This is a genomic window from Janthinobacterium sp. Bl 1 (assembly GCF_058215535.1).
On the sequence record NZ_CM177086.1, the window covers coordinates 5,638,582 to 5,660,187 of the forward strand.

At 64.6% G+C, this 21,606-nt stretch carries 22 protein-coding genes and 2 tRNA genes; 10 read left to right on the top strand and 14 right to left on the bottom strand.

Annotated elements, in window-relative coordinates:
* Positions 1 to 107: 107 nt before the first annotated feature.
* The 8 genes from mutL to AC4BCN_RS25465 all read left to right on the top strand — a co-directional run bounded on the left by mutL (position 108) and on the right by AC4BCN_RS25465 (position 9,587).
* A complete protein-coding gene (gene mutL, locus AC4BCN_RS25430) occupies positions 108 to 2,021 on the top strand; it encodes a DNA mismatch repair endonuclease MutL (protein WP_338679682.1) in 1,914 nt (637 codons plus the stop codon).
* 98 nt (positions 2,022 to 2,119) lie between these two features.
* Positions 2,120 to 3,067: a tRNA (adenosine(37)-N6)-dimethylallyltransferase MiaA gene (miaA, locus tag AC4BCN_RS25435; protein WP_490492042.1), complete on the top strand. Its 948-nt coding sequence runs from the start codon at positions 2,120 to 2,122 to the stop codon at positions 3,065 to 3,067.
* A gap of 228 nt (positions 3,068 to 3,295) precedes the next feature.
* A tRNA-Met gene (locus AC4BCN_RS25440) sits at positions 3,296 to 3,372 on the top strand.
* Between the two features lie 59 nt (positions 3,373 to 3,431).
* A tRNA-Met gene (locus AC4BCN_RS25445) sits at positions 3,432 to 3,508 on the top strand.
* A gap of 182 nt (positions 3,509 to 3,690) precedes the next feature.
* Positions 3,691 to 4,218: a sigma-70 family RNA polymerase sigma factor gene (locus AC4BCN_RS25450; protein WP_139091212.1), complete on the top strand. Its 528-nt coding sequence runs from the start codon at positions 3,691 to 3,693 to the stop codon at positions 4,216 to 4,218.
* Positions 4,215 to 5,201 (top strand): FecR family protein, encoded by a 987-nt coding sequence (locus tag AC4BCN_RS25455; RefSeq protein ID WP_490492043.1) that lies wholly within the window; start codon positions 4,215 to 4,217, stop codon positions 5,199 to 5,201. The genes AC4BCN_RS25450 and AC4BCN_RS25455 overlap by 4 nt, the downstream gene beginning before the upstream one ends.
* 79 nt (positions 5,202 to 5,280) lie before the next feature.
* Positions 5,281 to 7,761 (top strand): TonB-dependent siderophore receptor, encoded by a 2,481-nt coding sequence (locus AC4BCN_RS25460; RefSeq protein WP_490492044.1) that lies wholly within the window; start codon positions 5,281 to 5,283, stop codon positions 7,759 to 7,761.
* 119 nt (positions 7,762 to 7,880) lie between these two features.
* Positions 7,881 to 9,587: a histidine-type phosphatase gene (locus tag AC4BCN_RS25465; protein ID WP_490492045.1), complete on the top strand. Its 1,707-nt coding sequence runs from the start codon at positions 7,881 to 7,883 to the stop codon at positions 9,585 to 9,587.
* Here the strand turns inward: AC4BCN_RS25465 and AC4BCN_RS25470 are convergent.
* From AC4BCN_RS25470 to AC4BCN_RS25500, 7 genes are all read right to left on the bottom strand, one after another.
* The gene (locus AC4BCN_RS25470) at positions 9,503 to 10,789 is read right to left on the bottom strand and encodes an MFS transporter (RefSeq protein WP_139091215.1); all 1,287 of its coding nucleotides are present in this window, start codon (positions 10,787 to 10,789) and stop codon (positions 9,503 to 9,505) included. The two genes, AC4BCN_RS25465 and AC4BCN_RS25470, sit on opposite strands and share 85 nt — an antisense overlap.
* 550 nt (positions 10,790 to 11,339) lie before the next feature.
* Positions 11,340 to 11,660 carry a thioredoxin family protein gene (locus AC4BCN_RS25475; RefSeq protein ID WP_490493631.1) on the bottom strand — a complete coding sequence of 107 codons (321 nt, stop codon included), beginning with the start codon at positions 11,658 to 11,660 and terminating at the stop codon, positions 11,340 to 11,342.
* Between the two features lie 21 nt (positions 11,661 to 11,681).
* Complete coding sequence (locus tag AC4BCN_RS25480) at positions 11,682 to 12,377, bottom strand: fumarylacetoacetate hydrolase family protein (RefSeq protein ID WP_139091217.1); 696 nt, start codon at positions 12,375 to 12,377, stop codon at positions 11,682 to 11,684.
* Positions 12,378 to 12,453: 76 nt separating this feature from the next.
* Entirely contained in the window at positions 12,454 to 13,749 is a 1,296-nt protein-coding gene (locus tag AC4BCN_RS25485) for an MFS family transporter (RefSeq protein ID WP_128141967.1), read from the bottom strand.
* Between the two features lie 153 nt (positions 13,750 to 13,902).
* A complete protein-coding gene (gene pcaF, locus AC4BCN_RS25490) occupies positions 13,903 to 15,105 on the bottom strand; it encodes a 3-oxoadipyl-CoA thiolase (protein ID WP_490492046.1) in 1,203 nt (400 codons plus the stop codon).
* Between the two features lie 41 nt (positions 15,106 to 15,146).
* The gene (locus AC4BCN_RS25495; protein WP_456147680.1) at positions 15,147 to 15,788 is read right to left on the bottom strand and encodes a 3-oxoacid CoA-transferase subunit B; all 642 of its coding nucleotides are present in this window, start codon (positions 15,786 to 15,788) and stop codon (positions 15,147 to 15,149) included.
* Between the two features lie 10 nt (positions 15,789 to 15,798).
* On the bottom strand, positions 15,799 to 16,497 hold the full coding sequence (locus AC4BCN_RS25500; RefSeq protein ID WP_490492047.1) for a 3-oxoacid CoA-transferase subunit A: 699 nt from the start codon (positions 16,495 to 16,497) through the stop codon (positions 15,799 to 15,801).
* A gap of 165 nt (positions 16,498 to 16,662) precedes the next feature.
* Here AC4BCN_RS25500 and AC4BCN_RS25505 point away from each other — a divergent pair, with 165 nt between their 5' ends.
* Entirely contained in the window at positions 16,663 to 17,490 is an 828-nt protein-coding gene (locus AC4BCN_RS25505; protein ID WP_490492048.1) for an IclR family transcriptional regulator domain-containing protein, read from the top strand.
* 16 nt (positions 17,491 to 17,506) lie between these two features.
* Here the strand turns inward: AC4BCN_RS25505 and AC4BCN_RS25510 are convergent, their stop codons facing one another.
* Genes AC4BCN_RS25510 through AC4BCN_RS25525 form a run of 4 tightly spaced genes read right to left on the bottom strand, consistent with a single transcriptional unit; the run spans position 17,507 to position 19,622 of the window.
* Entirely contained in the window at positions 17,507 to 18,364 is an 858-nt protein-coding gene (locus AC4BCN_RS25510; RefSeq protein ID WP_490492049.1) for a ChaN family lipoprotein, read from the bottom strand.
* Between the two features lie 42 nt (positions 18,365 to 18,406).
* Positions 18,407 to 18,838 (bottom strand): DUF6691 family protein, encoded by a 432-nt coding sequence (locus tag AC4BCN_RS25515; RefSeq protein WP_485881389.1) that lies wholly within the window; start codon positions 18,836 to 18,838, stop codon positions 18,407 to 18,409.
* Positions 18,835 to 19,260 carry a YeeE/YedE family protein gene (locus AC4BCN_RS25520; protein WP_490492050.1) on the bottom strand — a complete coding sequence of 142 codons (426 nt, stop codon included), beginning with the start codon at positions 19,258 to 19,260 and terminating at the stop codon, positions 18,835 to 18,837. The genes AC4BCN_RS25515 and AC4BCN_RS25520 overlap by 4 nt, the downstream gene beginning before the upstream one ends.
* 8 nt (positions 19,261 to 19,268) lie before the next feature.
* Positions 19,269 to 19,622 carry an ArsR/SmtB family transcription factor gene (locus tag AC4BCN_RS25525; RefSeq protein WP_139091224.1) on the bottom strand — a complete coding sequence of 118 codons (354 nt, stop codon included), beginning with the start codon at positions 19,620 to 19,622 and terminating at the stop codon, positions 19,269 to 19,271.
* 334 nt (positions 19,623 to 19,956) lie between these two features.
* Between AC4BCN_RS25525 and AC4BCN_RS25530 the strand changes: the two genes are divergently transcribed.
* A complete protein-coding gene (locus AC4BCN_RS25530; protein WP_128141959.1) occupies positions 19,957 to 20,364 on the top strand; it encodes a PEP-CTERM sorting domain-containing protein in 408 nt (135 codons plus the stop codon).
* Positions 20,365 to 20,434: 70 nt separating this feature from the next.
* On the opposite strand, the gene AC4BCN_RS25535 is transcribed toward AC4BCN_RS25530, so the two are convergent.
* The 3 genes from AC4BCN_RS25535 to AC4BCN_RS25545 are packed head-to-tail and all read right to left on the bottom strand — an operon-like array spanning position 20,435 to position 21,599.
* Positions 20,435 to 20,614 (bottom strand): hypothetical protein, encoded by a 180-nt coding sequence (locus AC4BCN_RS25535; RefSeq protein ID WP_034746783.1) that lies wholly within the window; start codon positions 20,612 to 20,614, stop codon positions 20,435 to 20,437.
* Positions 20,611 to 21,012, bottom strand: coding sequence for a DUF3224 domain-containing protein (locus AC4BCN_RS25540; RefSeq protein WP_490492051.1), 402 nt, complete (start codon positions 21,010 to 21,012; stop codon positions 20,611 to 20,613). Before AC4BCN_RS25540 ends, AC4BCN_RS25535 begins: the two co-directional genes overlap by 4 nt.
* Positions 21,012 to 21,599, bottom strand: a complete 588-nt coding sequence (locus AC4BCN_RS25545) for a DUF1697 domain-containing protein (protein WP_490492052.1) — start codon at positions 21,597 to 21,599, stop codon at positions 21,012 to 21,014. Before AC4BCN_RS25545 ends, AC4BCN_RS25540 begins: the two co-directional genes overlap by 1 nt.
* Between the last annotated feature and the right edge of the window lie 7 nt (positions 21,600 to 21,606).

The following is a 21,606-nucleotide window of genomic DNA, read 5'->3' on the forward strand; positions in this document are numbered from 1 at the left end:
CCCCCGGGCACGTAGGCGCTAAATTTTGAGTTAGCGGTGTTGAGGGTCTGACCCCAAGTACGCTGGCGTTGGCGGCGTTGAGGGTCTGACCCCGGTATAATTGGCGCATGAACGCTCCCATTACGCCCCACCGCCCGATCCAGGCCTTGCCTGACCAGTTGATTTCGCAAATCGCCGCCGGCGAGGTGGTCGAGCGGCCATCGGCTGTCGTCAAGGAACTGCTGGAAAACGCGCTCGACTCGGGCGCCACGCAGATCACGGTGCGGCTGGAAGAAGGGGGCGTGAAACGCATCGCGATTACCGATAACGGCCGCGGCATCGACAAGGATCAGCTGCCGCTGGCCCTGGCGCGCCACGCCACGTCGAAGATCGCCTCGCTGCACGACCTGGAAAACGTGGGCACCCTGGGCTTTCGCGGCGAGGCGCTGGCCTCGATCGCCTCGGTGGCCGCCGTCACCGTGACCTCGCGCACGGCTGACGCGGCGCATGCGTGGGAAATCGTCGGCTCGCACAATGGCAGCGTCTCTCCGTCGTCGGGCGCGCACGGCACCACGGTCGACGTGCAGGACCTGTATTTCAACACGCCCGCGCGGCGAAAATTCCTCAAATCCGAGCAGACGGAATACGGCCACTGCGCCGAAGTCGTGCGCCGCATCGCGCTGGCGCGGCCGGACGTATCGTTCTCGCTGTCGCACAACGGGCGCACCATCGACCAGTGGAATATCAGCGAACTGGCCAAGCGCAGCGCCCACATCCTCGGCAATGACTTCGCCGAAGCGCGCCTGGCGCTGGACGAGTCGGCCGGCAGCCTGCGCATACACGGCTTTGCCGGCTTGCCGACGGCATCGAAGGCGCGCGCCGATGGCCAGTTCTTTTATGTGAACGGACGCTTCGTGCGCGACAAGCTGCTCGTGCACGCCGTGCGCATGGCCTACCAGGACGTGCTGCACGGCGACCGTTTTCCATCGTACGTGCTGGCGCTCGACCTCGACCCGGCCCTGGTCGACGTCAACGTGCACCCGTCGAAGATCGAAGTGCGCTTCCGCGACAGCCGTTCCGTGCACCAGTTCGTCTTCCACGCCGTGCAGCGCGCGCTGGCGCAGACGTCGGCCACAGCGTTCGGCAGCGTACCGGCGCCTTTGCCGGCCGCCTCCAGTCTGAGCGGCGATACCGCGGGCGCGGGCTTGGGTGGGTCCGGCATCTGGCGCCGCGAGCAGACGCAGACCTCGTTCGGCGCGCAATTCACGAACACCTTCGCGCCCGCCTCGCCCGGCGCGAACCGTCCCTTTTTTGCCGACGCCCCAGGCGTGGCCCAGGATACGGCGGCCTATGGCGCCCTGTTCGGCGGCGGTGCAGGCGCCGCCAACTCGCCGATCACGCAGGTGGAGCCGTACATCGCCTCGCCCGAAGCGATGGCGCGCGAAGAATATCCGCTGGGCTTTGCCCTGGCCCAGCTGCATGGCATCTACATCCTGGCGCAAAACACCAAGGGCCTGGTGCTGGTCGACATGCACGCGGCGCACGAGCGCATCCTGTACGAGCAGCTGAAAAACGCGCTGCAGGCGCAAGTGTCCGGTCAGGACATGCAGGTGCAATCCTTGCTGATCCCCGTCACCTTCTATGCGGACGCCATCGAAGTGTCGACGGCGAATGAAAACCAGGACACATTGAAAGCGCTGGGCTTCGACATCGCCGCCCTGTCGCCCACCACGCTGGCCGTGCGCAGCGTGCCGACACTGCTGAAAAACGCGGACGCGCAAACCCTGGCGCGCGACGTGCTGCGCGACGTGCGCGAATACGGCGGCTCGCGCGTGCTGATCGAGCGCCAGAACGAATTGCTGGGCACCCTGGCCTGCCATACGGCCGTGCGCGCCAACCGGATCTTGTCGGTGCAGGAAATGAACGCCCTGCTGCGCCAGATGGAAAGCACGGAACGCGCCGACCAGTGCAACCACGGCCGGCCGACGTGGGTGCAGGTCGAGATCAATGCGCTCGATAAACTGTTCCTGCGCGGCCAGTAGGTCGGATTAGCGCAGCGTAATCCGACACTGCAGCGGCGGCATCACGTCGGATTACGCTTGCGCTAATCCGACCTACGCATCACCTTACAAGAGTCACCATGACAAACACCCCACACCTCCCCCTGGCCGTTGCCATCATGGGCCCCACGGCCAGCGGCAAGACGGCCAGTGCGCTGGCCATCGCGCAAGCGATTCCGTCCGAGATCATCTCCGTCGATTCCGCCCTCGTCTACCGCGGCATGGATATCGGCACGGCCAAACCGTCGAAGGAAGAACTGGCCCAGGTACCGCATCATCTGATCGACATCATCGACCCGCTGGACGCCTATTCCGTCGCGCAGTTCCGCAACGACACCCTGCGCCTGGTGAGCGAAATTTCCGCACGCGGCAAGCTGCCGCTGCTCGTCGGCGGCACCATGTTGTACTTCAAGGGCCTGGCCGATGGCCTCGACGATCTGCCCGGGGCCGATCCTGCCTTGCGCGCCCAGCTGGAAGAAGACGCGGCCGCCATCGGCTGGCCCGCCATGCATGCGCGCCTGGCGCAGCAAGATCCCGTCACGGCAGCGCGCCTGGCGCCGCAGGACGCGCAGCGCATCGGCCGCGCGCTGGAAATCATCGCCCTGTCCGGCCAGCCCATGTCGGCCCTGCTGGACCGCCGCGAAAAGACCGTGCTGCCGTTTCAATTGCAATCGTTCGCGCTGGAGCCGTCGGATCGCGCCGTGCTGCACGCGCGCATCGCCACGCGTTTCGACCTGATGCTGAAAAACGACGCCCTGCTCGATGAAGTGGATGGGTTGCGCCGGCGCGGCGACCTGCACCCGGGCCTGCCCTCGATGCGCTGCGTGGGCTACCGCCAGGCCTGGGACTACCTCGACGGCCGCATCGACCGCGCCGCCTTGCGCGAAACAGGCATCATCGCCACGCGCCAGCTGGCCAAGCGTCAGCTGACCTGGTTACGCTCGATGCCGGAACGCATCGTTATCGACTGCCTGAGCCCTGATCCGGCCTCGTCCATGCTGGCGCAGATCCAGCCGTTATTGAAATAATCATCGCCACGCGCCAGCTGGCCAAGCGTCAGGCTCGACCTAGGTTACGCTCGATGCCGGAACGCATCGTTATCGACTGCCTGAGCCCTGATCCGGCCTCGTCCATGCTGGCGCAGATCCAGCCGTTATTGAAATAATCATGCCTTCGCCGGTGCGTGAAAAAACCGCACATTTTTTTGCGCCGGCATTGACAAGGAATTGGGAAGACTGGATAATGCTCGGCTGTTGGGTGATATAGCTCAGTTGGTTAGAGCACAGCATTCATAATGCTGGGGTCGGTGGTTCAAGTCCACCTATCACCACCAAAGAACATCGATCAGGTTTCCCCTGGTCAAAACGAGCATCCGGTCTGACCGGTCTGTTTGGTGATATAGCTCAGTTGGTTAGAGCACAGCATTCATAATGCTGGGGTCGGTGGTTCAAGTCCACCTATCACCACCAAGAATTTGCAGTATGAAGAACCCGCCCCTGCCCCGTGCAGCGGCGGGTTTTTTCATTTCCGGCAGCACCGCGCATGCGGCCTGCGCGCAACACCTGCCCCATCCGCATGCAATCGGGGATTGTGACAAGTCGCCTCTGCCGCTTACAATGAGAATAATTCTCATTTATATTATTCATCACCCATGTCCGCCATCCAGCCCAGCCTGCAACAGCAAGTGCAGTCGCTCTACAGCGAGCATCACGGCTGGCTGGTCGGCTGGCTGCGCAAGAAACTCAGCTGCCCACATGGCGCGGCCGACGTGGCGCAAGATACGTTCGTGCGCATCATCGCCTCGCGCGACGCGCTGTTCGGCATGCGCGAGCCGCGTGCCTATCTGTCGACGACGGCGAAGCGCTTGCTGCTCGACCGCGCGCGCCGGCAAGTACTCGAGCGCAGCTATCTGGCGGAACTGGCCCTGCTGGCCGACAGCCTGCCCGGCGCACCCTCGCCGGACGAAATCCTGATGGCCGTGCAGGCGCTCGGGCAGATCGCCACGGCGCTGGACGGAATATCCGCCAAGGCGCGCGACGCCTTTTTGCTGCACTACCTGGAAGAGCAGCCGCAGGCCGCCGTCGCCGCGCAGCTGAACGTCTCCACGCGCATGGTGCAAAAATACCTGGTGCAAGCCTTGCTGGCCTGCCGCCACGCCTGCCCGGCCATGGCGGCATGAGCGGCACGCGCACCGATATCGCCGCCGAGCAGGCTGCCCGCTGGATCGTGCGGTTGAGCGCGGACGACCCGGCCGAGCGCGACATGGCGCGGGCCGGCTTCGCCGCGTGGAAGGCGGCCGATCCGCTGCACGCGACAGTGGCCGCCGGCATGGAAAACCTGCTGCGCCAATTGCATGCCGTGCGCGAGCCGGCCGGCGGCGACCATCGCCCCGCGCGCGCCGCCCTGGCCGCCATCGCGCCCAAGCGCCAGCGTCTGCGCCAGCTGGCCGCCGCCAGCGCCGTGGCCATGCTGGTGCTGACCGGCGCGCTGGTCCTTGGCGAACGTCCCGCCTACCTGCTGGCCGACCTGCGCAGCCCCACGGGGCAATGGCAGACGTACACCCTGGCCGACGGCAGCCGCCTGACTCTGGCCGGCGGCAGCGCCGTCAACGTGCGCTTCAATGCGGGTGAACGGCATGTGGAACTGGTGCGTGGCGACATCCTCGTCGACGTGGCCAAGGATGCGCAGCGCCCCTTCATCGTCGACAGCAAGCAGGCGGCGATCCGCGCGCTGGGCACGCGTTTTGCCGTGCGCAGGGAAGATGGCGCCACCATCCTCAGCATGCTCGAATCGGCAGTATCGGCGCAGGTGCCACAGCATCGGGCCGTCGTGGTGCAGGCAGGCCAGCGCACGCGCATCACGGACGATGGCGTCGGGCCACTGACCAGCATCGATGCGGCCAGCGTGCAGCAAGCATGGCGCGCGCACCAGCTGGTGGTCGACGACTTGCCGCTGGCCGACGTGCTCGACGAGCTGGCCCGCCACCGCCCCGGCCAGCTGCATTACGACCGCGCGCAGATCGCCGGCATCCGCGTGGCGGCCGTGCTGCCGCTGGACGACACGGACAAGGCGCTGCAGCTGCTGATCGACAATTTCCCCCAGCTGCGCATCCGCATGCTGACGCGCTACCTGGTGATGGTCGACGCCCCCGCCAAAAAGTAAATATTTTTTGCATTCGCGGTTCCACTTTGCGCATCTCGTGCGTCAAGGCAGCTGAGATCAATCAAAAAAGGCTGTCACCATGTCCGCTCGTATCCTTACCGTTTCCTCGCCGCGCGCGCTGCGCACGCGGCTGCATCCCCTGGCCCTGGCCGCCCTGCTGCTGGCTGGCGCCGGCATGCACGTCCAGGCAGCCGCCCAGGCGCAGGCCAGCCTTGCCACCGCCAGCTACGCCATCCCCGCCGGTCCGCTGGCAGGCGCCCTGAACCGCTATGCGCAGCAGGCGGGCGTATCCATCGTCATCGACGCAGCCAAGGTACAGGGACTGCAGACGGCCGGCCTGCAGGGCAGCTATGCCATCGACGACGGCTTTGCCGTGCTGCTGCGCGGCAGCGGCTACGCCATCGGCAAGACGGCGACCGGCTATGTGCTGGTGGCCGCGCCGGCATCCGCCCCCACGGCAGCGGCAAGCGCCGCCTCGGCGGCCGAGCGCACCATGCCCTCGATTACCATCGTCGGCCAGACCGAGCAAGGCGCCACCACGGAAGGCAGCGGCTCCTACACGGCGCGCAAGATCACCCTCGGCAAGGGCGAACAATCGATGAAGGACATGCCGCAATCGGTCAGCGTGCTGACGCGCCAGCGCCTGGACGACCAGGGCATCACGGACTTGCGCGAAGCCGTCAACAACGTCACCGGCGTAGTGGGCGTGCATGGCGTGGGCGCGGGCGTGGTGATCACCTCGCGCGGCTTCCAGATCGACCAGTGGCAGTACGACGGCGTGCCTATCGACCGCAACACCTATGCGCTGGGTAACTGGGGCCAGGAAAACATGGTCATCTACGACCGCCTGGAAGTGCTGCGCGGCGCATCGAGCCTGCTCGAAGGCACGGGCAGCCCGGGCGGCTCCGTCAACCTGGTGCGCAAGCGCCCGCTGGCCACGCGCCAGGTTGCGCTCACGGGCCGCGCCGGTTCGTGGGACCATTACGGCGCGCAGCTCGACGTCAGCACGCCGCTGAATGCGGAAGGTACTTTGCGTGGGCGCGCCATCATCGATGAAGACGACAGCCACTCCTTCATCGACCAGGTCTGGAGCAAGAACCGCACCGTGTATGCGGCGCTCGACTACGACCTCGGTCCCGCCACCACCGTGGGCCTGGCCGTAAGCAACGTCAATGGGCGCGGCCGCCCGATGTTCATCGGCCTGGCACGCTACGCCGACGGCAGTGAACTGGGATTGCCCCGCTCGACCTATACCGGCGCCGACTGGAACCGCAGCAAGGTGGAACAAACCACCGTCAACCTGGACCTCGAGCACCACTTCAACAGCCGGTGGGTCTTCAAGACGGCCGCGCTGGGCGTCAATGAACGCACCAATTCGACCCACCAGCGCATGGCCGGCACCATCAAGGCCGATGGCAGCGGCTCCATGTACGGCGACTTCTCCACCGATTTCAAGAACCAGAAGCGCGGCATCGACGCCTTCGTGCGCGGCAAATTCGATGGCCTGGGCATCGCGCAGGAAGTCGTCGTGGGCGCCAGCTATGTGAAGTTCCACTCCGACGACCGCTATGCGCGCGCCTGGACGCAAGGCGCACAAATCTTCAATATCGACCATCACCGCCCATGGCAGGACTTCGACACCATCGCCGCGCGCGGCGTGAGCTCCAGCAGCACCTACGACATGCGCCAGAAAGGCCTGTACGGCACCTGGAATGGCCAGCTGACCAGCAACCTGAAAGCGCTGCTGGGCGGGCGTTTCAGCTGGTATGACTTCGAGTATGCCCCCAAGGGCGGCACGGCGGACAACACCAGGGTCACGGCCAAGTTCACGCCATCGGTGGCCCTGATGTATGCGCTGACGCCGCAATGGTCCACCTACGCCAGCTATGCGGGCGTGTTCCAGCCGCAGACGAACCGCAACGCGGCGGGCCAGGTCCTGAAACCGGTCACGGGCGACAGCTATGAAGCCGGTGTCAAGGGCGAGCTGCTGGACGGCAAAGTCAACACCTCGCTGGCCGTCTTCCGCTACGAGCACAAGGACCGCGCCGTCAACGACTACGCCGCCGGTTTCGCCTGCGAAGGCTGGTACTGCTCGCGCGCCTCGGGCAAGGTGCGCAGCCAGGGCCTGGAAGCGGAAGTGTCGGGCGAAGTGGCGCGCGGCCTGCAACTGTCGGCCGGCTATGCCTACACGACGACGACCTACCTCGACGACCCGGACAACAAGGGCGAGGTCTTTTCGACGTGGACGCCGAAGCACATGCTGCGCCTGTGGTCCGGCTATACCCTGCCCGGCGAGTGGAGCAAGTTCAGCGTCGGCGCCGGCGTGAACATGCAAAGCCACACGCTGGACTTCGGCCGCTCGTTCGACGTGGCCGGCTTCTCGCTGTGGAACGCGCGCCTGGCCTGGCAAGCCACGCCGCAGCTGTCACTGGCCGTCAACGTCAACAACCTGTTCGACAAGCGCTACGTGATCCCGTCGTATAACGACACGGGCGGCAATAACCACTTCGGCGACCCGCGCAACGTGCAGCTGACCCTGAAGTACACGCCGAAGTGGTAGGCTGACGCGCTGCGCTGACGGCACAGGCGGGCCGGCATTCAGCCGTGCCCGCCTTTTTTTCCGCTTTTTTTCGTTCAGTGCTAGGCTGGCGTACGAGAAATATTCACCACGAAAAAACCATGCCCTTACTGCTACCCCTGTCCAGCATTGCGCTGGCCCTTGCCCTGCACGCCAGCCCCTCCCTGGCCACCGAAGGCCATTACCAGACCAAGACGCCATATGCGCCGCAGCAGGACCCGGCCACCTATGCCGCGCCGCCGGCCGGCTTCCAGCCCATCTACACGCAACTGGTGGCGCGCCACGGGTCGCGCGGATTGACCGGCATGAAGAACGACGCGGCTCTGTATGCGATGTGGCAGCAGGCCGCCGCGCAGGATGCGCTCACGCCGTTGGGGCGCGAACTGGGTCCCGACATCCTGGCCCTGATGAAGGCCAACGCGCTGCTTGGTTATGGCGTGGCCGGCATCGCGAAACCCGGCTACGGCAATCTGTCGCAGACGGGCATCGAGGAACACCGGCAACTGGCCGTGCGCATGCTGGCGCGCCTGCCCGCCCTGTTTGCGCAAGTGGGCCAGGACGCGGCGACGGCGCCGCGCCAGCTCGTCACCATCGATTCCGGCGTGGATCGCGCGCGCGACAGCGCCCGCTTTTTCACGCAGTCGCTGCTCGAGCACGCGCCCGCGCTGGCGCCCTTGCTCTACATGCCGCCCGCCCCGGCGCCGTATCCGCAGGGGCGCAAGGCGGTACCGCAAGCGGATGGCGTCAACCGTTTCCTGCTGTACGCGCACAAGCTGGCGCCGCAGACGGATCTTGTCGCCGATCGCGCCAACCAGTACTACTCCACCTATGCCGCCAGCCAGGCCTACCAGTACTACGAAAGAACCAAGCAGCTGCATGCGCTGATGGATGCCCCCGCCAGACTGCCTGCGGCGGCCGCGCATGCGCGCCACGTGCTCGAACGGCTGTTTGCACCCGCCTTCCTCGACCAGCTGGAGCGCGGCGCCGCCAGCTATGCGGACACGGGCAGCTACACCTTCACCAGCGCGGACGGCCAGCTCACGCGCACCATGACGGGCAGCGGCAAGACCGTCATCCGCAGCCTGAATGCGGCCGCGACAAAACTATATGAACTGTATGCGATCGCCGCCGGCATGCGCCATGAAGCGCCGGCCGATTTCAGCCGCTACATGCCCGCCGAGGATGCGCGCTACTACGCTTATATCGCCGACCACGAGGATTTTTACCAGAAAGGGCCGGCCATCACGAACAGCCCCGGCGTGACCTGGCGCTTCGCGCTGGCCTTGCGCGACGATTTTTTCAAGGAAGTCGATGCACTGGCCAAGGGGGATTTACGCCACGCGGCCAAGCTGCGCTTCACGCACGCCGAAATGATCATTCCGCTCGCTTCGGCCATGGGCTTGAAAGAGGCGCTGGCACCGCTGCCGGCATCGGCCGGCGACAGCCATGCCGGCCCTCGATGGCGCGGCCAGAGCATCTCGCCGCTGGCGGCCAACATGCAGTGGGATGTGTACCGCAACGGCGCAGGACAGCTGATCGTGCGCCTGCTGTACAACGAAAAGGAAACGCCGTTCCAGGCCGCTTGCGACGGCGCGCGCATCGCGCCCGGCAGCGTCTTCTACGACTATGCGGGACTGAAAGCCTGCTACGGCCACGTGGCGCCGACACAAAAAAAGCCGCCAGCTATGCAACTGGCGGCTTTCGACCATCGTGTAGCAAGCAGTTACTGCCAGGCTTCCTTGCCCGCGCGCGGCTTGCCCACCATCAGCAGCGCGCCCAGGGTCAGCACGGCCGCCAGCGACAGGTAGTAGCCCACGTATTGCAAGCCGTAGTTGGTGGCCAGCCAGGTGGCGATGTACGGCGCCAGCGAGGCACCGAGGATGCCAGCCAGGTTGAACGTCAGCGAAGCGCCCGTGTAGCGCACTTCGGGCGGGAACAGCTCGGACAACATCGTGCCCAGCGGTCCGTAGGTCATGCCCATCAGGCCCAGGCCGACGGCCATGAAGAGCGTCACTTCCCAGGTCACGCCCGAACCGAACATCGGCGCGAGCACCAGGCCGAAGATGGCGATGGCGACGGAAACCCAGATCATGGTCGCGCGGCGGCCGCGGCGGTCGGCCAGCACGGCCGAGAATGGAATCGTCAGGGCGAAGAACAGCACGGCAAACAGCTGCACGATAAGGAATTCCTTGCGCGTGAAGCCCAGTTTGGTCGTGCCCCAGCTCAGCGCGAACACCGTCATCAGATAGAACAGCACGAAAGTGGCCAGGGCGATGATGGTGCCCAGGAACAGCATGCGGCCATGCTGGCGGAACACGGTGGCGACCGGCAGTTTGACGACTTCGTTCTTGTCGATGACTTTCTGGAAGTCCGGCGTTTCCGTGATCTTCAGACGCACGTACAGGCCGACGATGACCAGCAGCGCGCTGGCCAGGAACGGGATGCGCCAGCCGTAGCTGAAGAACTGTTCATCGGTCATGGTTTCACTCAGCAGCAGGAAGATGCCGCCCGACAGGAAAAAGCCGATCGGCGCGCCCAGCTGCGGGAACATGCCGTACCAGGCGCGTTTGCCCGGTGGCGCGTTTTCCGTGGCCAGCAGCACCGCGCCGCCCCACTCGCCGCCCAGGCCCAGGCCCTGGCCGAAACGGCACAGCGCCAGCAGCAGCGGCGCCAGGGTGCCGATGGCGGCATACGTCGGCAGCAAGCCGATGATGACGGTGGAGATACCCATGGTCAGCAAGGCTGCCACGAGAGTCGCCTTGCGGCCGATGCGGTCGCCGAAGTGGCCGAACACGGCCGAACCGATGGGGCGGGCGAAGAAGGCGATGGCGAACGTGGCCAGCGACTGCAGCACGGCGGCCGACGGGTCGCCGGCGGGGAAGAACAGTTTCGGGAACACCAGCACGGCGGCGGTGGCGTAGATATAGAAGTCGAAGAACTCGATGGTAGTGCCGATCAGGCTGGCGAACAGCACCGTGCCGGGGGAATTTTTCTTGGGGGGGGTGCTCATTTACTGCGCTCCTTGGGGAGGGTGTCTAAAGGCCATTCTCTGGATGTTTTTTCAGGCAGCAGCACAGCACGTTGTCTAGGCGCGCGGTTCACATATCATAGCTGTGCTCGGGCGTAATTGCTGCGAATTTGCTATTAAATTCGCAAACAAATTCCACGCCGTAACACGCCGTTGTTAACGGCAGACAACGGTGTACCAACGCGCGCTATCGCGCCGTGATCAGTGCTGATTTAGAGAAACAACGGTCGTGCGCCATCCGGTTACCCGGGGCACGGCAGGAAAGGCGTCAGGGGGTGGGCGACGTGTATCAGGCCCGGCGTATCGCCAGGCATTCCGTACCAGACCCGCGCGTCGGCATCGCGGCATCGGTCATTTGTGGTGAATCCTTGCCTGCGGCCCCTCCGGGTGGAGCGGGCCGGCGATGATCGCGCAGCATCACTCAGGATGCGGTTGATCTTGCTGTAAGCGGCTTATGATACGCGCAGTGGTGCGGTGCGGCAAGAAGTAGTGCACAACTGCCGGCAACAGACAAGGCGGGTCTGAAAMCGACCTACGCATCAATCAATGCAAAAGCCCTGTCAATCTCCGCGCTGTCGAGCGGGCGCACGAGGCGCGCCACTTCCTGGCCATCCTTCAAAAAAACCAGGGTCGGCCACAGCTTCACCCGGAACGCGCGTCCCAGCGCGCGGCCGGGGCCGTCTTCCACGCGGATATGCGGCACCCCGGGGTGCTGCGCAAACGCGGCGGCCAGCGGCGCCTGGGTGGCGCGGCAGTGGCCGCACCAGCCCGTGCCGAATTCCAGCAGGGCCGGCCCGGTCAAGGCGTCGATCTCGGCGCGCGTCGGTTGCGCTACGGAATACGTGTCGTTCATCATGTCAGTCTCCTTGAGAACTTAGACCACTTTCACGCGCAAAGTGCCCAGGCCATCAATGGCGCCGACCAGCTCGTCGCCGCGCTGCACGGCCGCCACGCCGGCCGGCGTACCCGTGTAGATCAGATCGCCCGGCTGCAAGGTGAAATAGGTCGACAGGTCGGCGATGGTTTCGGCCACGTTCCAGATCAGCATGTCGATGGTGCTCGCCTGGCGCAGCTCGCCGTTCACGTGCAGGGTGATGGCGGCATGGCCAATGTCGCCCGCCTGCGCGGCCGGGGTGATGGAACCGATGGGCGCCGAGTGCTCGAAGGCCTTGCCCGTGTCCCACGGACGGCCCAGTTTTTTCGCTGCGCCCTGCACGTCGCGGCGCGTCATGTCCAGGCCGATCGCATAGCCCCACACGTGGCTCAGCGCGTCGGCCACGCCGATATCGCTGCCGCCCTTGCCGATGGCCACCACCAGTTCCATCTCGTGCTGGAAATCCTGCGTCTGCGCCGGGTACGGCAGTTCACCCGTCGTGCCGGCAGGCACGGGCAGCACGGCATCGTTTGGTTTCATGAAGAAAAACGGCGCCTCGCGGCCCGTGTGGCCCATTTCCTTGGCGTGGTCGACGTAGTTGCGGCCCACGCAATAGATGCGGTGGACGGGAAAGCTGTCGGCGCTGCCCGTGACGGGAACGCTGGGCTGGATCGGTGCGGGAATGACATACGACATGAAAACTCCTGATCGGCACGATAAAAAAGCGGTGATGAAAAAGGGACACCGCAGTGTCCCCCATTTTACGACAAGCTTACTTCAGCAGCCCCGAGCGGCTCGGGTCCGGCATGCGGATGGCGACGATAAAGGAAATCAGGCACATGATGGTCACGTACCAGTAGAAATACTCTTCCACGTGCCAAGCCTTGAACTGCAGTGCCACGTATTCGGCCGAACCGCCGAACATGGCGTTGGCGACCGCATACGACAGGCCCACGCCCAGCGCGCGCACTTCGACGGGGAACATTTCCGCCTTGATCAAGCCGCTGATCGACGTGTAGAAACTGATGATGGCCAACGCGATGACGATCAGGCCAAACGCCGCGTACGGGCTGGTGATGTCTTTCAGGGCATGCATGATCGGCAGCACGCACAGGGTGGCCAGGCCGCCGAAGAACAGCATCGAGGTACGGCGGCCGATGCGGTCGGACAAGGCGCCGAACACCGGTTGCAGAATCATGTAGACGAGCAGAGCGCAGGTCATGACGGCGCTGGCCGTCTTGGTATCCATGCCGGCAGTGTTGACCAGGTATTTCTGCATGTAGGTGGTAAACGTGTAGAACACGAGCGAGCCGCCGGCCGTAAAGCCCAGCACCGTGATGAAGGCGCGCTTGTGCTTGAGCAAGCCGCGCAAGCTGCCCGCATCCTTGTCCTTGCGCTCGCTGGCGGTAGTCGTTTCCGTCAGCGATTTACGCAGGTTCAGCGACACGAGAGCCGCCAGGGCGCCAAAGACGAACGGGATGCGCCAGCCCCAGGCACGCAGCTCTTCCAGGGTCAGCAGTTGCTGCAAGACCACCAGCACCAGCAAGGCCAGCAGCTGGCCGCCGATCAGGGTCACGTACTGGAACGAGGCGAAGAAACCGCGCTTGCCCGATTCCGACACTTCGCTCATGTAGGTGGCGCTGGTACCGTATTCGCCGCCCACGGACAGGCCCTGGAACAAGCGTGCCACGAGCAGCAGGAAGGGAGCGAAGGCGCCGATGGTTTCATAGGTCGGCAGCACGGCGATCATCAGGGAACCGCCGCACATCATCAGCACGGAAATCATCATCGACTGGCGGCGGCCGTATTTGTCGGCGATGCGGCCGAACAGCCAGCCGCCCACCGGGCGCATGAGGAAGCCGGCGGCGAAGATGCCAGCCGTCTGCAGCAGCTGCGTCGTCGGGTTACCGGAAGGGAAGAACGCGTGCGAGAAGTACAGCGCGCAGAACGAGTAAATGTAGAAGTCGAACCATTCGACCAAGTTACCGGAGGAAGCGCCAATGATGGCCTTGATGCGCTGCTGGGAAGTCAGCTGCGCAACGTCATGCGGAGTATCGTGGGATGTCATATCAGTCTTCTTGTTCGTGTGAAAAAGCCAACGCCAGCCCGGTTGCCCGGGCTGGTTTTGCATCATACGCCCTTGATCGGGGTCAAAAAGCCGCCCGGCATACGGGTTAATACGTAGCGCCGGCAACTATTTTTCGCCTGCGGGCGCGTGGAATCAGACGCGTTCCAGCACCAGCGCGATGCCTTGGCCCACGCCGATGCACATGGTGCACAGCGCATAGCGCCCGCCCGTGCGGTGCAGCTGGTTGACGGCCGTCATGGCCAGGCGCGCGCCGGAGGCGCCCAGCGGGTGACCGAGGGCGATCGCACCGCCGTTCGGATTGACGCGCGCGTCGTCGTCAGGCAAGCCCAGCTGGCGCAGCACGGCCAGGCCTTGCGCGGCAAACGCTTCGTTCAGTTCGATGACGTCGAAGTCGGCCAGGGTCAAACCCGTCATGGCCAGCACTTTCAAGGTGGCGGGCGCGGGGCCGATGCCCATGATGCGCGGCGCCACGCCAGCCGTCGCCATGGCCACGACCCTGGCGCGCGGCGTCAGGCCAAAGCGGGCCGCGTTCGCCTCGTCGGCCAGCAGCAGGGCCGCCGCGCCATCGTTGACGCCCGATGCGTTGCCAGCCGTAATCGTGCCATCGGCGCGCACGACGGGTTTCAATTTGGCCAGGGTGTCCAGCGTGGTGGCGCGCGGGTGCTCGTCGCGGGCAACGACGATGGGCTCGCCTTTCTTTTGCGCGATGCTGACGGGACAGATTTCACTGTCGAACACGCCCGCCTGCTGCGCCGCCAGCGCCTTGACCTGGCTGGCCAGCGCGAACGCATCCTGGTCCGCGCGGCTGATACCGAAGTCGGACGCCACGTTTTCCGCCGTTTCCGGCATCGAATCGACACCGTACTGCGCCTTCATCAAGGGATTGATGAAGCGCCAGCCGATGGTCGTGTCTTCCATTTTCATGCCGCGTGAAAAGGCGCTGTCGGCCTTGCCCATGACGAATGGCGCGCGGCTCATGCTTTCCACGCCGCCTGCGATCAGCAAACCCGCTTCGCCGCTCTTGATGAAGCGGGCGGCGCTGCCGATGGCGTCCAGGCCCGAACCGCACAGGCGGTTCAGGGTCGCGCCCGGCACGCTGTCGGGCAAGCCCGCCAGCAGGGCGGCCATGCGCGCCACGTTGCGGTTGTCCTCGCCCGCCTGGTTGGCGCAGCCGTACAGCACGTCGGTAACGGCGGTCCAGTCCACGTCCGGATTACGCGCCATCAAGGCACGGATGGGCACGGCGCCCAGGTCGTCGGCGCGCACGCCGGCAAGTCCGCCGCCATAGCGGCCGAAGGGCGTACGCTGGGCATCGCAGATATAAGCGTGGGTCATGTTCTTTCCTCCAAGAAAGTGGTTTGCGTATTGATACTGAATTAACGTCCGTCCGTCAGCGGCACGGCCGTCAACGCTTGCAGCTGTTCAAAACTCAAGCCATCGACCAGTTCGACGACCTTGGCGCCATTTGGCCCCAGGTCGAGCACGGCCAGATCGCTGTAGATGCGGCTGACGCAGCCGATACCCGTGAGCGGATAAGTGCAGGCCTGCACCAGCTTGCTTTCACCGGTCTTGGTCAGCAATTCCATCATGACCCAGGTTTTTTTCGCGCCGATGGCCAGGTCCATGGCCCCGCCCACGGCGGGAATGGCGTCCGGCGCGCCCGTGTGCCAGTTGGCCAGGTCGCCCGTGGCGGATACTTGAAACGCGCCCAGCACGCAAATGTCGAGGTGGCCGCCGCGCATCATGGCAAAGCTGTCGGCATGGTGGAAATAGCTGCCGCCGGGCAGCAGGGTGACGGGTTGCTTGCCCGCGTTGATCAGGTCGTAGTCTTCCTCGCCGGGCGCGGGCGCGGGGCCCATGCCGATCACACCGTTTTCGCTGTGCAGGATGATGTCCGCGCCAGCCGGCAAGTGGTTCGCCACCAGGGTCGGCAAGCCGATACCGAGGTTGACGACACTGCCTTCATGGATGTCGGCCGCCACGCGGGCCGCCATCTGGTCTCGATTCCATTTGTTCATTTGATACTCCTCAGGCAGCTTTGAAGCCGGCGGGGCCGGTGGCCGTGCGCGGCACTTGCACGATGCGCTGCACGAACAGGCCCGGCGTGATGACGTGCTCGGGATCGATGCTGCCCAGCTCAGCAACTTCATGCACGGAAGCAATGCTGACCTTGGCGGCCATGGCCATGATCGGGCCGAAGTTGCGCGCCGTCTTGCGGTAAGTCAGGTTGCCCCAGCGGTCGCCCTGCTCCGCCTTGATCAGCGCGAAATCGGCGTGGATCGGCGACTCGAACACATACATGCGGCTATCGATCTCGCGCGTTTCCTTGCCCTTGGCCAAGTCCGTGCCATAACCGGTAGGCGTGAAAAAGCCGCCGATGCCGGCGCCGGCGGCGCGGATGCGCTCGGCCAGATTCCCCTGCGGCACCAGTTCCAGTTCCAGCTTGCCCGCGCGGTACAGGGCGTCGAAGACGTGCGAATCGGCCTGGCGGGGGAACGAGCAGATGATCTTGCGCACTTGCCCGTTTTTCAGCAGGGCCGCCAGGCCCGTGTCGCCATTGCCCGCATTGTTGTTGACGATGACGAGGTCGCGCGCGCCCTGGGCGATCAAGCCGTCGATCAGCTCGGCCGGCTGGCCCGCGCCGCCAAAGCCGCCAATCATGACGGTGGCGCCATCGTGGATATCGGCCAGCGCATCAAGCACGCTGGAACGCAGTTTGTCGATCATTGCGGTCTCCTCCCAATCAAATCCATCTGCTACTTGTTCGCATAACGAACAAATATTCGTATTTAGAACTTATTCGTGAGAATATGCCTGATCGGGGCGCTTGTCAATTTGCCGTTTTCGCCAGCGCCATGGCTATAATTGCCACCTTGATCAATTGGAATTGCCATGACCGCACGCAGCAGCACCTCCCTTTCCGCCGAAGAAACCGCCGATGCCGACGGCGCGCCGCGTCCCGGCGACAGCTATGTGCAATCGTTCGCGCGGGGCCTGGCCGTGCTGCGCAGCTTTGGCGCGGACGCGCCGCAACAGACCCTGAGCGAAGTGGCGGAACGGGCGCAGCTGACGCGCGCGGGCGCGCGGCGCATCCTGCACACCTTGCTGCATCTCGGTTACGTGGAAGCGGATGGGCGGCTGTTCCGTTTGACGCCGAAGGTGCTCGACCTCGGCTACGCCTATCTGTCATCCTTGCCCGTGTGGGCGCAGGCGCAGCCGCTGCTGGAAGAATTGATGCAGACCTTGCGCCAGTCGTGCTCGGCCACCGTGCTCGACGGCGACGACATCGTGTATGTCGTGCGCCTGTCCGCGCACCGCACCATGTCGATCAACCTGGGCATCGGCAGCCGCCTGCCCGCCTACTGCACCTCGATGGGACGGGTTTTACTGTCGGGCCTGGCGCCCGACGTGCTGCGCGAACGGCTGTCGAAGATGGCGCTGCTGAAAATCACGCCGGCGACCAAGGTCGATATCGACGTCTTGATGGAAGAGATTGCGCAAGTGCGGCGCCAGGGCTGGTGCCTGGTACAGGAAGAGCTGGAACAGGGCTTGATCGCCCTGGCCGCGCCCGTGTTCGACCGGGCCGGCAAGGTGGTGGCGGCGATCAACGTCAGCGGCCAGACGGCGGGGCCGTCCGTGGCGCATCTGCTGGAACACAGCTTGCCGAAACTGCTCGATACGGCAAGCCGGGTCAGCGCCCTGGTGCGGGTGCAGCAGTAGGCTTATTTCTTGAACCTTATTTCTTGAACTTGGCGCAAGGATCCCGGCGCGGCTGCGCCGGCATTGTTTGCGTCAGGTCGAACGTGCCCTTGTAGCCGCTGCCACCCTGCTCCAGGTAGCCGATGCTGCGCACGTTCAGTTGCGGGTCGGCCAGCTTCAGCCAGCGGGGCACACCGATATCCTTGCGCACATGCTCATTGCCGGCGATCAGTACCACGTCGCGCGGCGCCTGGTCGCGGATCAGCTTGGCCATCCAGATATCGCGCGCCACCTGGGCGTTGACGACGCCACCCACCATCATGTCGGGCAGCATATTGCAGCGGGCCGCCTGGACTTCCTTTTTTTGCCCTTCCAGGATATCGACCGGCACGGGCGCGGCCAGGTACGTGGCCACCATGGCGGACGGCATCGACCACTGGATGCCGTCGCGCACGATGCGCGAGGCATCGGCCGGCGACAAATTGCCGGCGACCAGGGTCAGCTGGTAGCTGATGACGAGGTCCAGCACGGGACGGTACACGCTCCAGTCCCAGCGCGGCTGTTCCATCACGCGGATGATGCAATCGGGGTCGGCGCATTCGCGCGCGGCGCGCGTCAGCAAGGCCTGGTTTTCGCGGTCGAACTGCTCCATGACAATCACGGGACGCCAGCCGGCCGCCAGGCGGCGCTGCAATTCTGCGACGCGCAGGCGGTGGCCTTGCGCATTGTCAGGCACTTCACCGAGCAGCAGCACTTGCGGATTGGGCAAGGCGTCAGCCACGGGCGCGGGAGCGGGCGGGGCTTCCTTCTTCAGCAGGCTGCCGCAGGCGGCCAGCGCCAGCACGCTGCACAGCAGGGTGGCGCGCGCGCCGGCACGGAAAATCTGGGTCTTCATGTAAGCGGTATCCAAAGTGGCGATGCGCCAGATTGTACCGTCTCAGGCCGGCGCGGGCAGCTTGCGGCGCTCCAGCACTTCAAACACGGCCATGCCGGCCAGCATGGCGCCGGCAAACATCCACGCTTTCGGCTGGCCCGCCAGCAGCGACACGAGGGCGGGACCGGGACAGAAACCGGCGATACCCCAGCCCGCACCAAAGGCCAGGCTACCCAGCAGCAAGCGCCGGTCGATGCGCCGCGATGCCGGCAACTGCATGGGTTCGCCCAGCAGCGACTTGCTGCGCCGCCGCGCCAGCCAGAAGGCCGGCAAGGCCACGCCGATGGCGCCGCCCATCACCAGCGCCAAGGATGGATCCCAGGCGCCGGCCAGGTCGAGGAAAGCGAGTACCTTGGCCGGGTTGGACATGCCGGAGACGATCAGGCCCAGGCCAAAGACGAGGCCGCTCAACAGGGAAAGAATCAGTTTGTTCATACGTGGCGCAACAGATAGACGGTGAGGAAACCAGCCGCCATGAAGGCACAGGTGGCCGCCAGCGAACGCGGGGACAGGCGCGACAGCCCGCACACGCCGTGGCCGCTGGTGCAGCCGGCGCCATAGCGCACGCCCACGCCCACCAGCAAGCCCGCCACGATCAGGGCGGGCGTGCCCGCGTCGATCTGCACGGGCGGCAAGGCTTGCCACAACGGGTACAGCAAGGGTGTGCCGATCAGGCCGGCAAGAAAGGCGATGCGCCAGCCGAGGTCGCCACTGCGCGGACGCAGCAAGCCGCCGACGATGCCGCTGATGCCGGCGATGCGGCCATTGAACAGGATCAATAGCGCAGCCGCCAGGCCGATCAGCATGCCGCCGGCCAGCGAGGCCCACGGCGTGAAGTGCTGCCAGTCTATGGTCATGGCAGGGTTCAGTCCGCTTCGTCGTTGAACGGGGGGCGCGGCGCGCAAAATTGCGCGTACAGCACTTGCAGCACGGCCAGCACGGGCGCGCTGGCGACGCGGTAATAAATCTGCTTGCCGTCGCGCCGCGTGGCCACCAGCATCTCTTCGCGCAGCACGCCCAGCTGCTGCGACAGGGACGGCTGGCCGATGCCCACTTTTTGCTCGAGGTCGCTGACGCAATGCTCACCCTGCGATAGCTGACACAGCAGCATCAAACGGTCGGCATTGCCCATGGCCTTGAGCAGCGAGCTGGCCTTGTAGGCCGAGCCACGCATGGCGTCGAGGTTGTATTCGGCGTGTTGTGTTGCGACTGTCTCCATCTTGCCCTCCCACAGGCGGTCATGTTGAATAGCGTGCGATAAACAATATACTAATCAATATATTGTTTTCGTGCTGGCGATTCGCGCAAAAAAACAACAGTGTTTTTTCGTCGATAGCATCCTTATGCAAAGTGTGCGGCAGCGATCATGTTTACGCTATCAAAATGACAAATATTCGTAATAAAGAGGAAATAAGCGTATCAAAATTGTCACGATCTATGCTGTAATGGGAGAACAGCAGAAAAACCATGATACGCCCCCGTACGGGCGAATTGTCCGTCCATGCGCTAACCGGTTTCGGCTGCGCCGCACGGTGAACAACAGGGAGAGCACGATGAGAATCTATCAGTCGCTATGCATGGCCTTGCTGGCGCTGTCGGCCAGCACATGGAGCATGGCGGCAGTCAGCGACACGACAGCCGGCAAGCTGCAGGAAGCCGGCGAACGCGTGACGATCGATGAAAGCATCAGCTTGAATAATAATCCCGGCTGGGAAACGCCGGACTTGCCGTATGCACGCCTGCTGGCCAGCAGCAGCGCGACGGCGGCACCGCACTGGAGCACCAGTGGCGCGCGCCATGTGGCCCTGGCGCCACCGAGGCCCATGACGGCCGCACCCGCACAGCAAGCCAACGTGCCGGCCCCCGTGCCTGAAGCGAGCATGTACTCGATGTTGCTGGTGGGATTGGGCTTGGTGGCCTTGAGCCTGCACGGCGAAAAACAGGAAAAATTCGATAACTGACGGCGCCTGCACTGGCAAGCTGCTGCTGAAGAACATTCCGCCTGGTGCGGAATGTTTTGTTATGGCGCCATTATTTGTCCAGCAGGCGGCAAACCCGTTCGATGTTCCCCACCGGAATGCCCGACTTCAGGGCGCGCGCGATGCAGCCCGCCTTGTCCGGGCCCGAGGCGGAAATGAGCACGAAGGCCGTCACCACCACGCTGATGGCGACAAGCACGATCAGGACACCCTTGACGATATCCCAGTTCATTGCGCCTCAACAATGTCATACGTAAAATCATAATAATGCTTGCCGTCCTCGATGCGGATGGCCAGGCTGCCCCTGAGTCCTTGCAACTGCTCCGTTCCCGTATCGGGCACCACCGTCACCGACAAGGCGGGCGCGCCGCGCGTCATCGTGCCGCTGTGCTGCAAATAAAAACTGCCGCGGCGCCCGTCCAGGCTGCCTTCCACCCGTTCCAATGCCACATAGCCTGCCGAGCCCGTCACGCTGGCGCGCGCGCTCAGCATCTCGCCCTGCGCGCTGGCCTCGAGGGCGCCGTGGTAGCTTTTGTCGAGCGACAAGCGTCCCAGCCCCGATTGCGCGGCCGTGTCCGACAAGGTTTCCGGGGTAATGGTGACGTCAAAGGTACCGGTAATGGAAGGCATCAGTGCTCCTTGGAAAATGAAGAGGTGGCTGCCGCATCGGGTCCGCTCAGCAGCGCATTCAGTTTTTGCATGGTGGCCCAGTTGCGCGACGTGACGCCGTCGCCCAGCAGCACGCCCAGCGCCGCCACCACCTTGCTGGCCAGCACGCCATCGGGACACCACGCATATGCGGCCCAGCGCCCCAGCGCCAGCGCTTCAGGCTGCCACGACTGCTGCAAAAGCGGCGCCAGGCGCTTGACGTCGGCCGGATTGTTCAGCACCAGGGTCAGCAAGCGGGCCGCATCGGCCGCCGGCGCCAGGGTGTTTTGTTCGACCAGCTCGGCAAACTGGCTGGCCGACAGCACCGTCACCCTGGCTGCCACGCCCAGTTTCAGCACCAGTGCTTCCTCGATGCGGGAGGCGGCCTCGGCCGGCGCTACCTTGCCGCCGTCATACACGACGTTGCCACTGTTGAGTACCGTGCGCACTTGCGCAAACCCCAGGTCGCCCAGCAGCTTGCGCAGGTCGGCCATGGCCACGCGCTTGGCGCGGCCCACATTAATCCCGCGCAACAGCGCCACTTGCTGACTGTTTTCTATTTGTGCCATGCTGTCT

Excerpts from the sequence above, each read along its gene's own strand:
- mutL (WP_338679682.1), top strand. The coding sequence starts at position 108 with ATGAACGCTCCCATTACGCCCCACCGCCCGATCCAGGCCTTGCCTGAC.
- miaA (WP_490492042.1), top strand. The coding sequence starts at position 2,120 with ATGACAAACACCCCACACCTCCCCCTGGCCGTTGCCATCATGGGCCCC.
- AC4BCN_RS25450 (WP_139091212.1), top strand. The coding sequence starts at position 3,691 with ATGTCCGCCATCCAGCCCAGCCTGCAACAGCAAGTGCAGTCGCTCTAC.
- AC4BCN_RS25455 (WP_490492043.1), top strand. The coding sequence starts at position 4,215 with ATGAGCGGCACGCGCACCGATATCGCCGCCGAGCAGGCTGCCCGCTGG.
- AC4BCN_RS25460 (WP_490492044.1), top strand. The coding sequence starts at position 5,281 with ATGTCCGCTCGTATCCTTACCGTTTCCTCGCCGCGCGCGCTGCGCACG.
- AC4BCN_RS25465 (WP_490492045.1), top strand. The coding sequence starts at position 7,881 with ATGCCCTTACTGCTACCCCTGTCCAGCATTGCGCTGGCCCTTGCCCTG.
- AC4BCN_RS25470 (WP_139091215.1), bottom strand. The coding sequence starts at position 10,789 with ATGAGCACCCCCCCCAAGAAAAATTCCCCCGGCACGGTGCTGTTCGCC.
- AC4BCN_RS25475 (WP_490493631.1), bottom strand. The coding sequence starts at position 11,660 with ATGAACGACACGTATTCCGTAGCGCAACCGACGCGCGCCGAGATCGAC.
- AC4BCN_RS25480 (WP_139091217.1), bottom strand. The coding sequence starts at position 12,377 with ATGTCGTATGTCATTCCCGCACCGATCCAGCCCAGCGTTCCCGTCACG.
- AC4BCN_RS25485 (WP_128141967.1), bottom strand. The coding sequence starts at position 13,749 with ATGACATCCCACGATACTCCGCATGACGTTGCGCAGCTGACTTCCCAG.
- pcaF (WP_490492046.1), bottom strand. The coding sequence starts at position 15,105 with ATGACCCACGCTTATATCTGCGATGCCCAGCGTACGCCCTTCGGCCGC.
- AC4BCN_RS25495 (WP_456147680.1), bottom strand. The coding sequence starts at position 15,788 with ATGAACAAATGGAATCGAGACCAGATGGCGGCCCGCGTGGCGGCCGAC.
- AC4BCN_RS25500 (WP_490492047.1), bottom strand. The coding sequence starts at position 16,497 with ATGATCGACAAACTGCGTTCCAGCGTGCTTGATGCGCTGGCCGATATC.
- AC4BCN_RS25505 (WP_490492048.1), top strand. The coding sequence starts at position 16,663 with ATGACCGCACGCAGCAGCACCTCCCTTTCCGCCGAAGAAACCGCCGAT.
- AC4BCN_RS25510 (WP_490492049.1), bottom strand. The coding sequence starts at position 18,364 with ATGAAGACCCAGATTTTCCGTGCCGGCGCGCGCGCCACCCTGCTGTGC.
- AC4BCN_RS25515 (WP_485881389.1), bottom strand. The coding sequence starts at position 18,838 with ATGAACAAACTGATTCTTTCCCTGTTGAGCGGCCTCGTCTTTGGCCTG.
- AC4BCN_RS25520 (WP_490492050.1), bottom strand. The coding sequence starts at position 19,260 with ATGACCATAGACTGGCAGCACTTCACGCCGTGGGCCTCGCTGGCCGGC.
- AC4BCN_RS25525 (WP_139091224.1), bottom strand. The coding sequence starts at position 19,622 with ATGGAGACAGTCGCAACACAACACGCCGAATACAACCTCGACGCCATG.
- AC4BCN_RS25530 (WP_128141959.1), top strand. The coding sequence starts at position 19,957 with ATGAGAATCTATCAGTCGCTATGCATGGCCTTGCTGGCGCTGTCGGCC.
- AC4BCN_RS25535 (WP_034746783.1), bottom strand. The coding sequence starts at position 20,614 with ATGAACTGGGATATCGTCAAGGGTGTCCTGATCGTGCTTGTCGCCATC.
- AC4BCN_RS25540 (WP_490492051.1), bottom strand. The coding sequence starts at position 21,012 with ATGCCTTCCATTACCGGTACCTTTGACGTCACCATTACCCCGGAAACC.
- AC4BCN_RS25545 (WP_490492052.1), bottom strand. The coding sequence starts at position 21,599 with ATGGCACAAATAGAAAACAGTCAGCAAGTGGCGCTGTTGCGCGGGATT.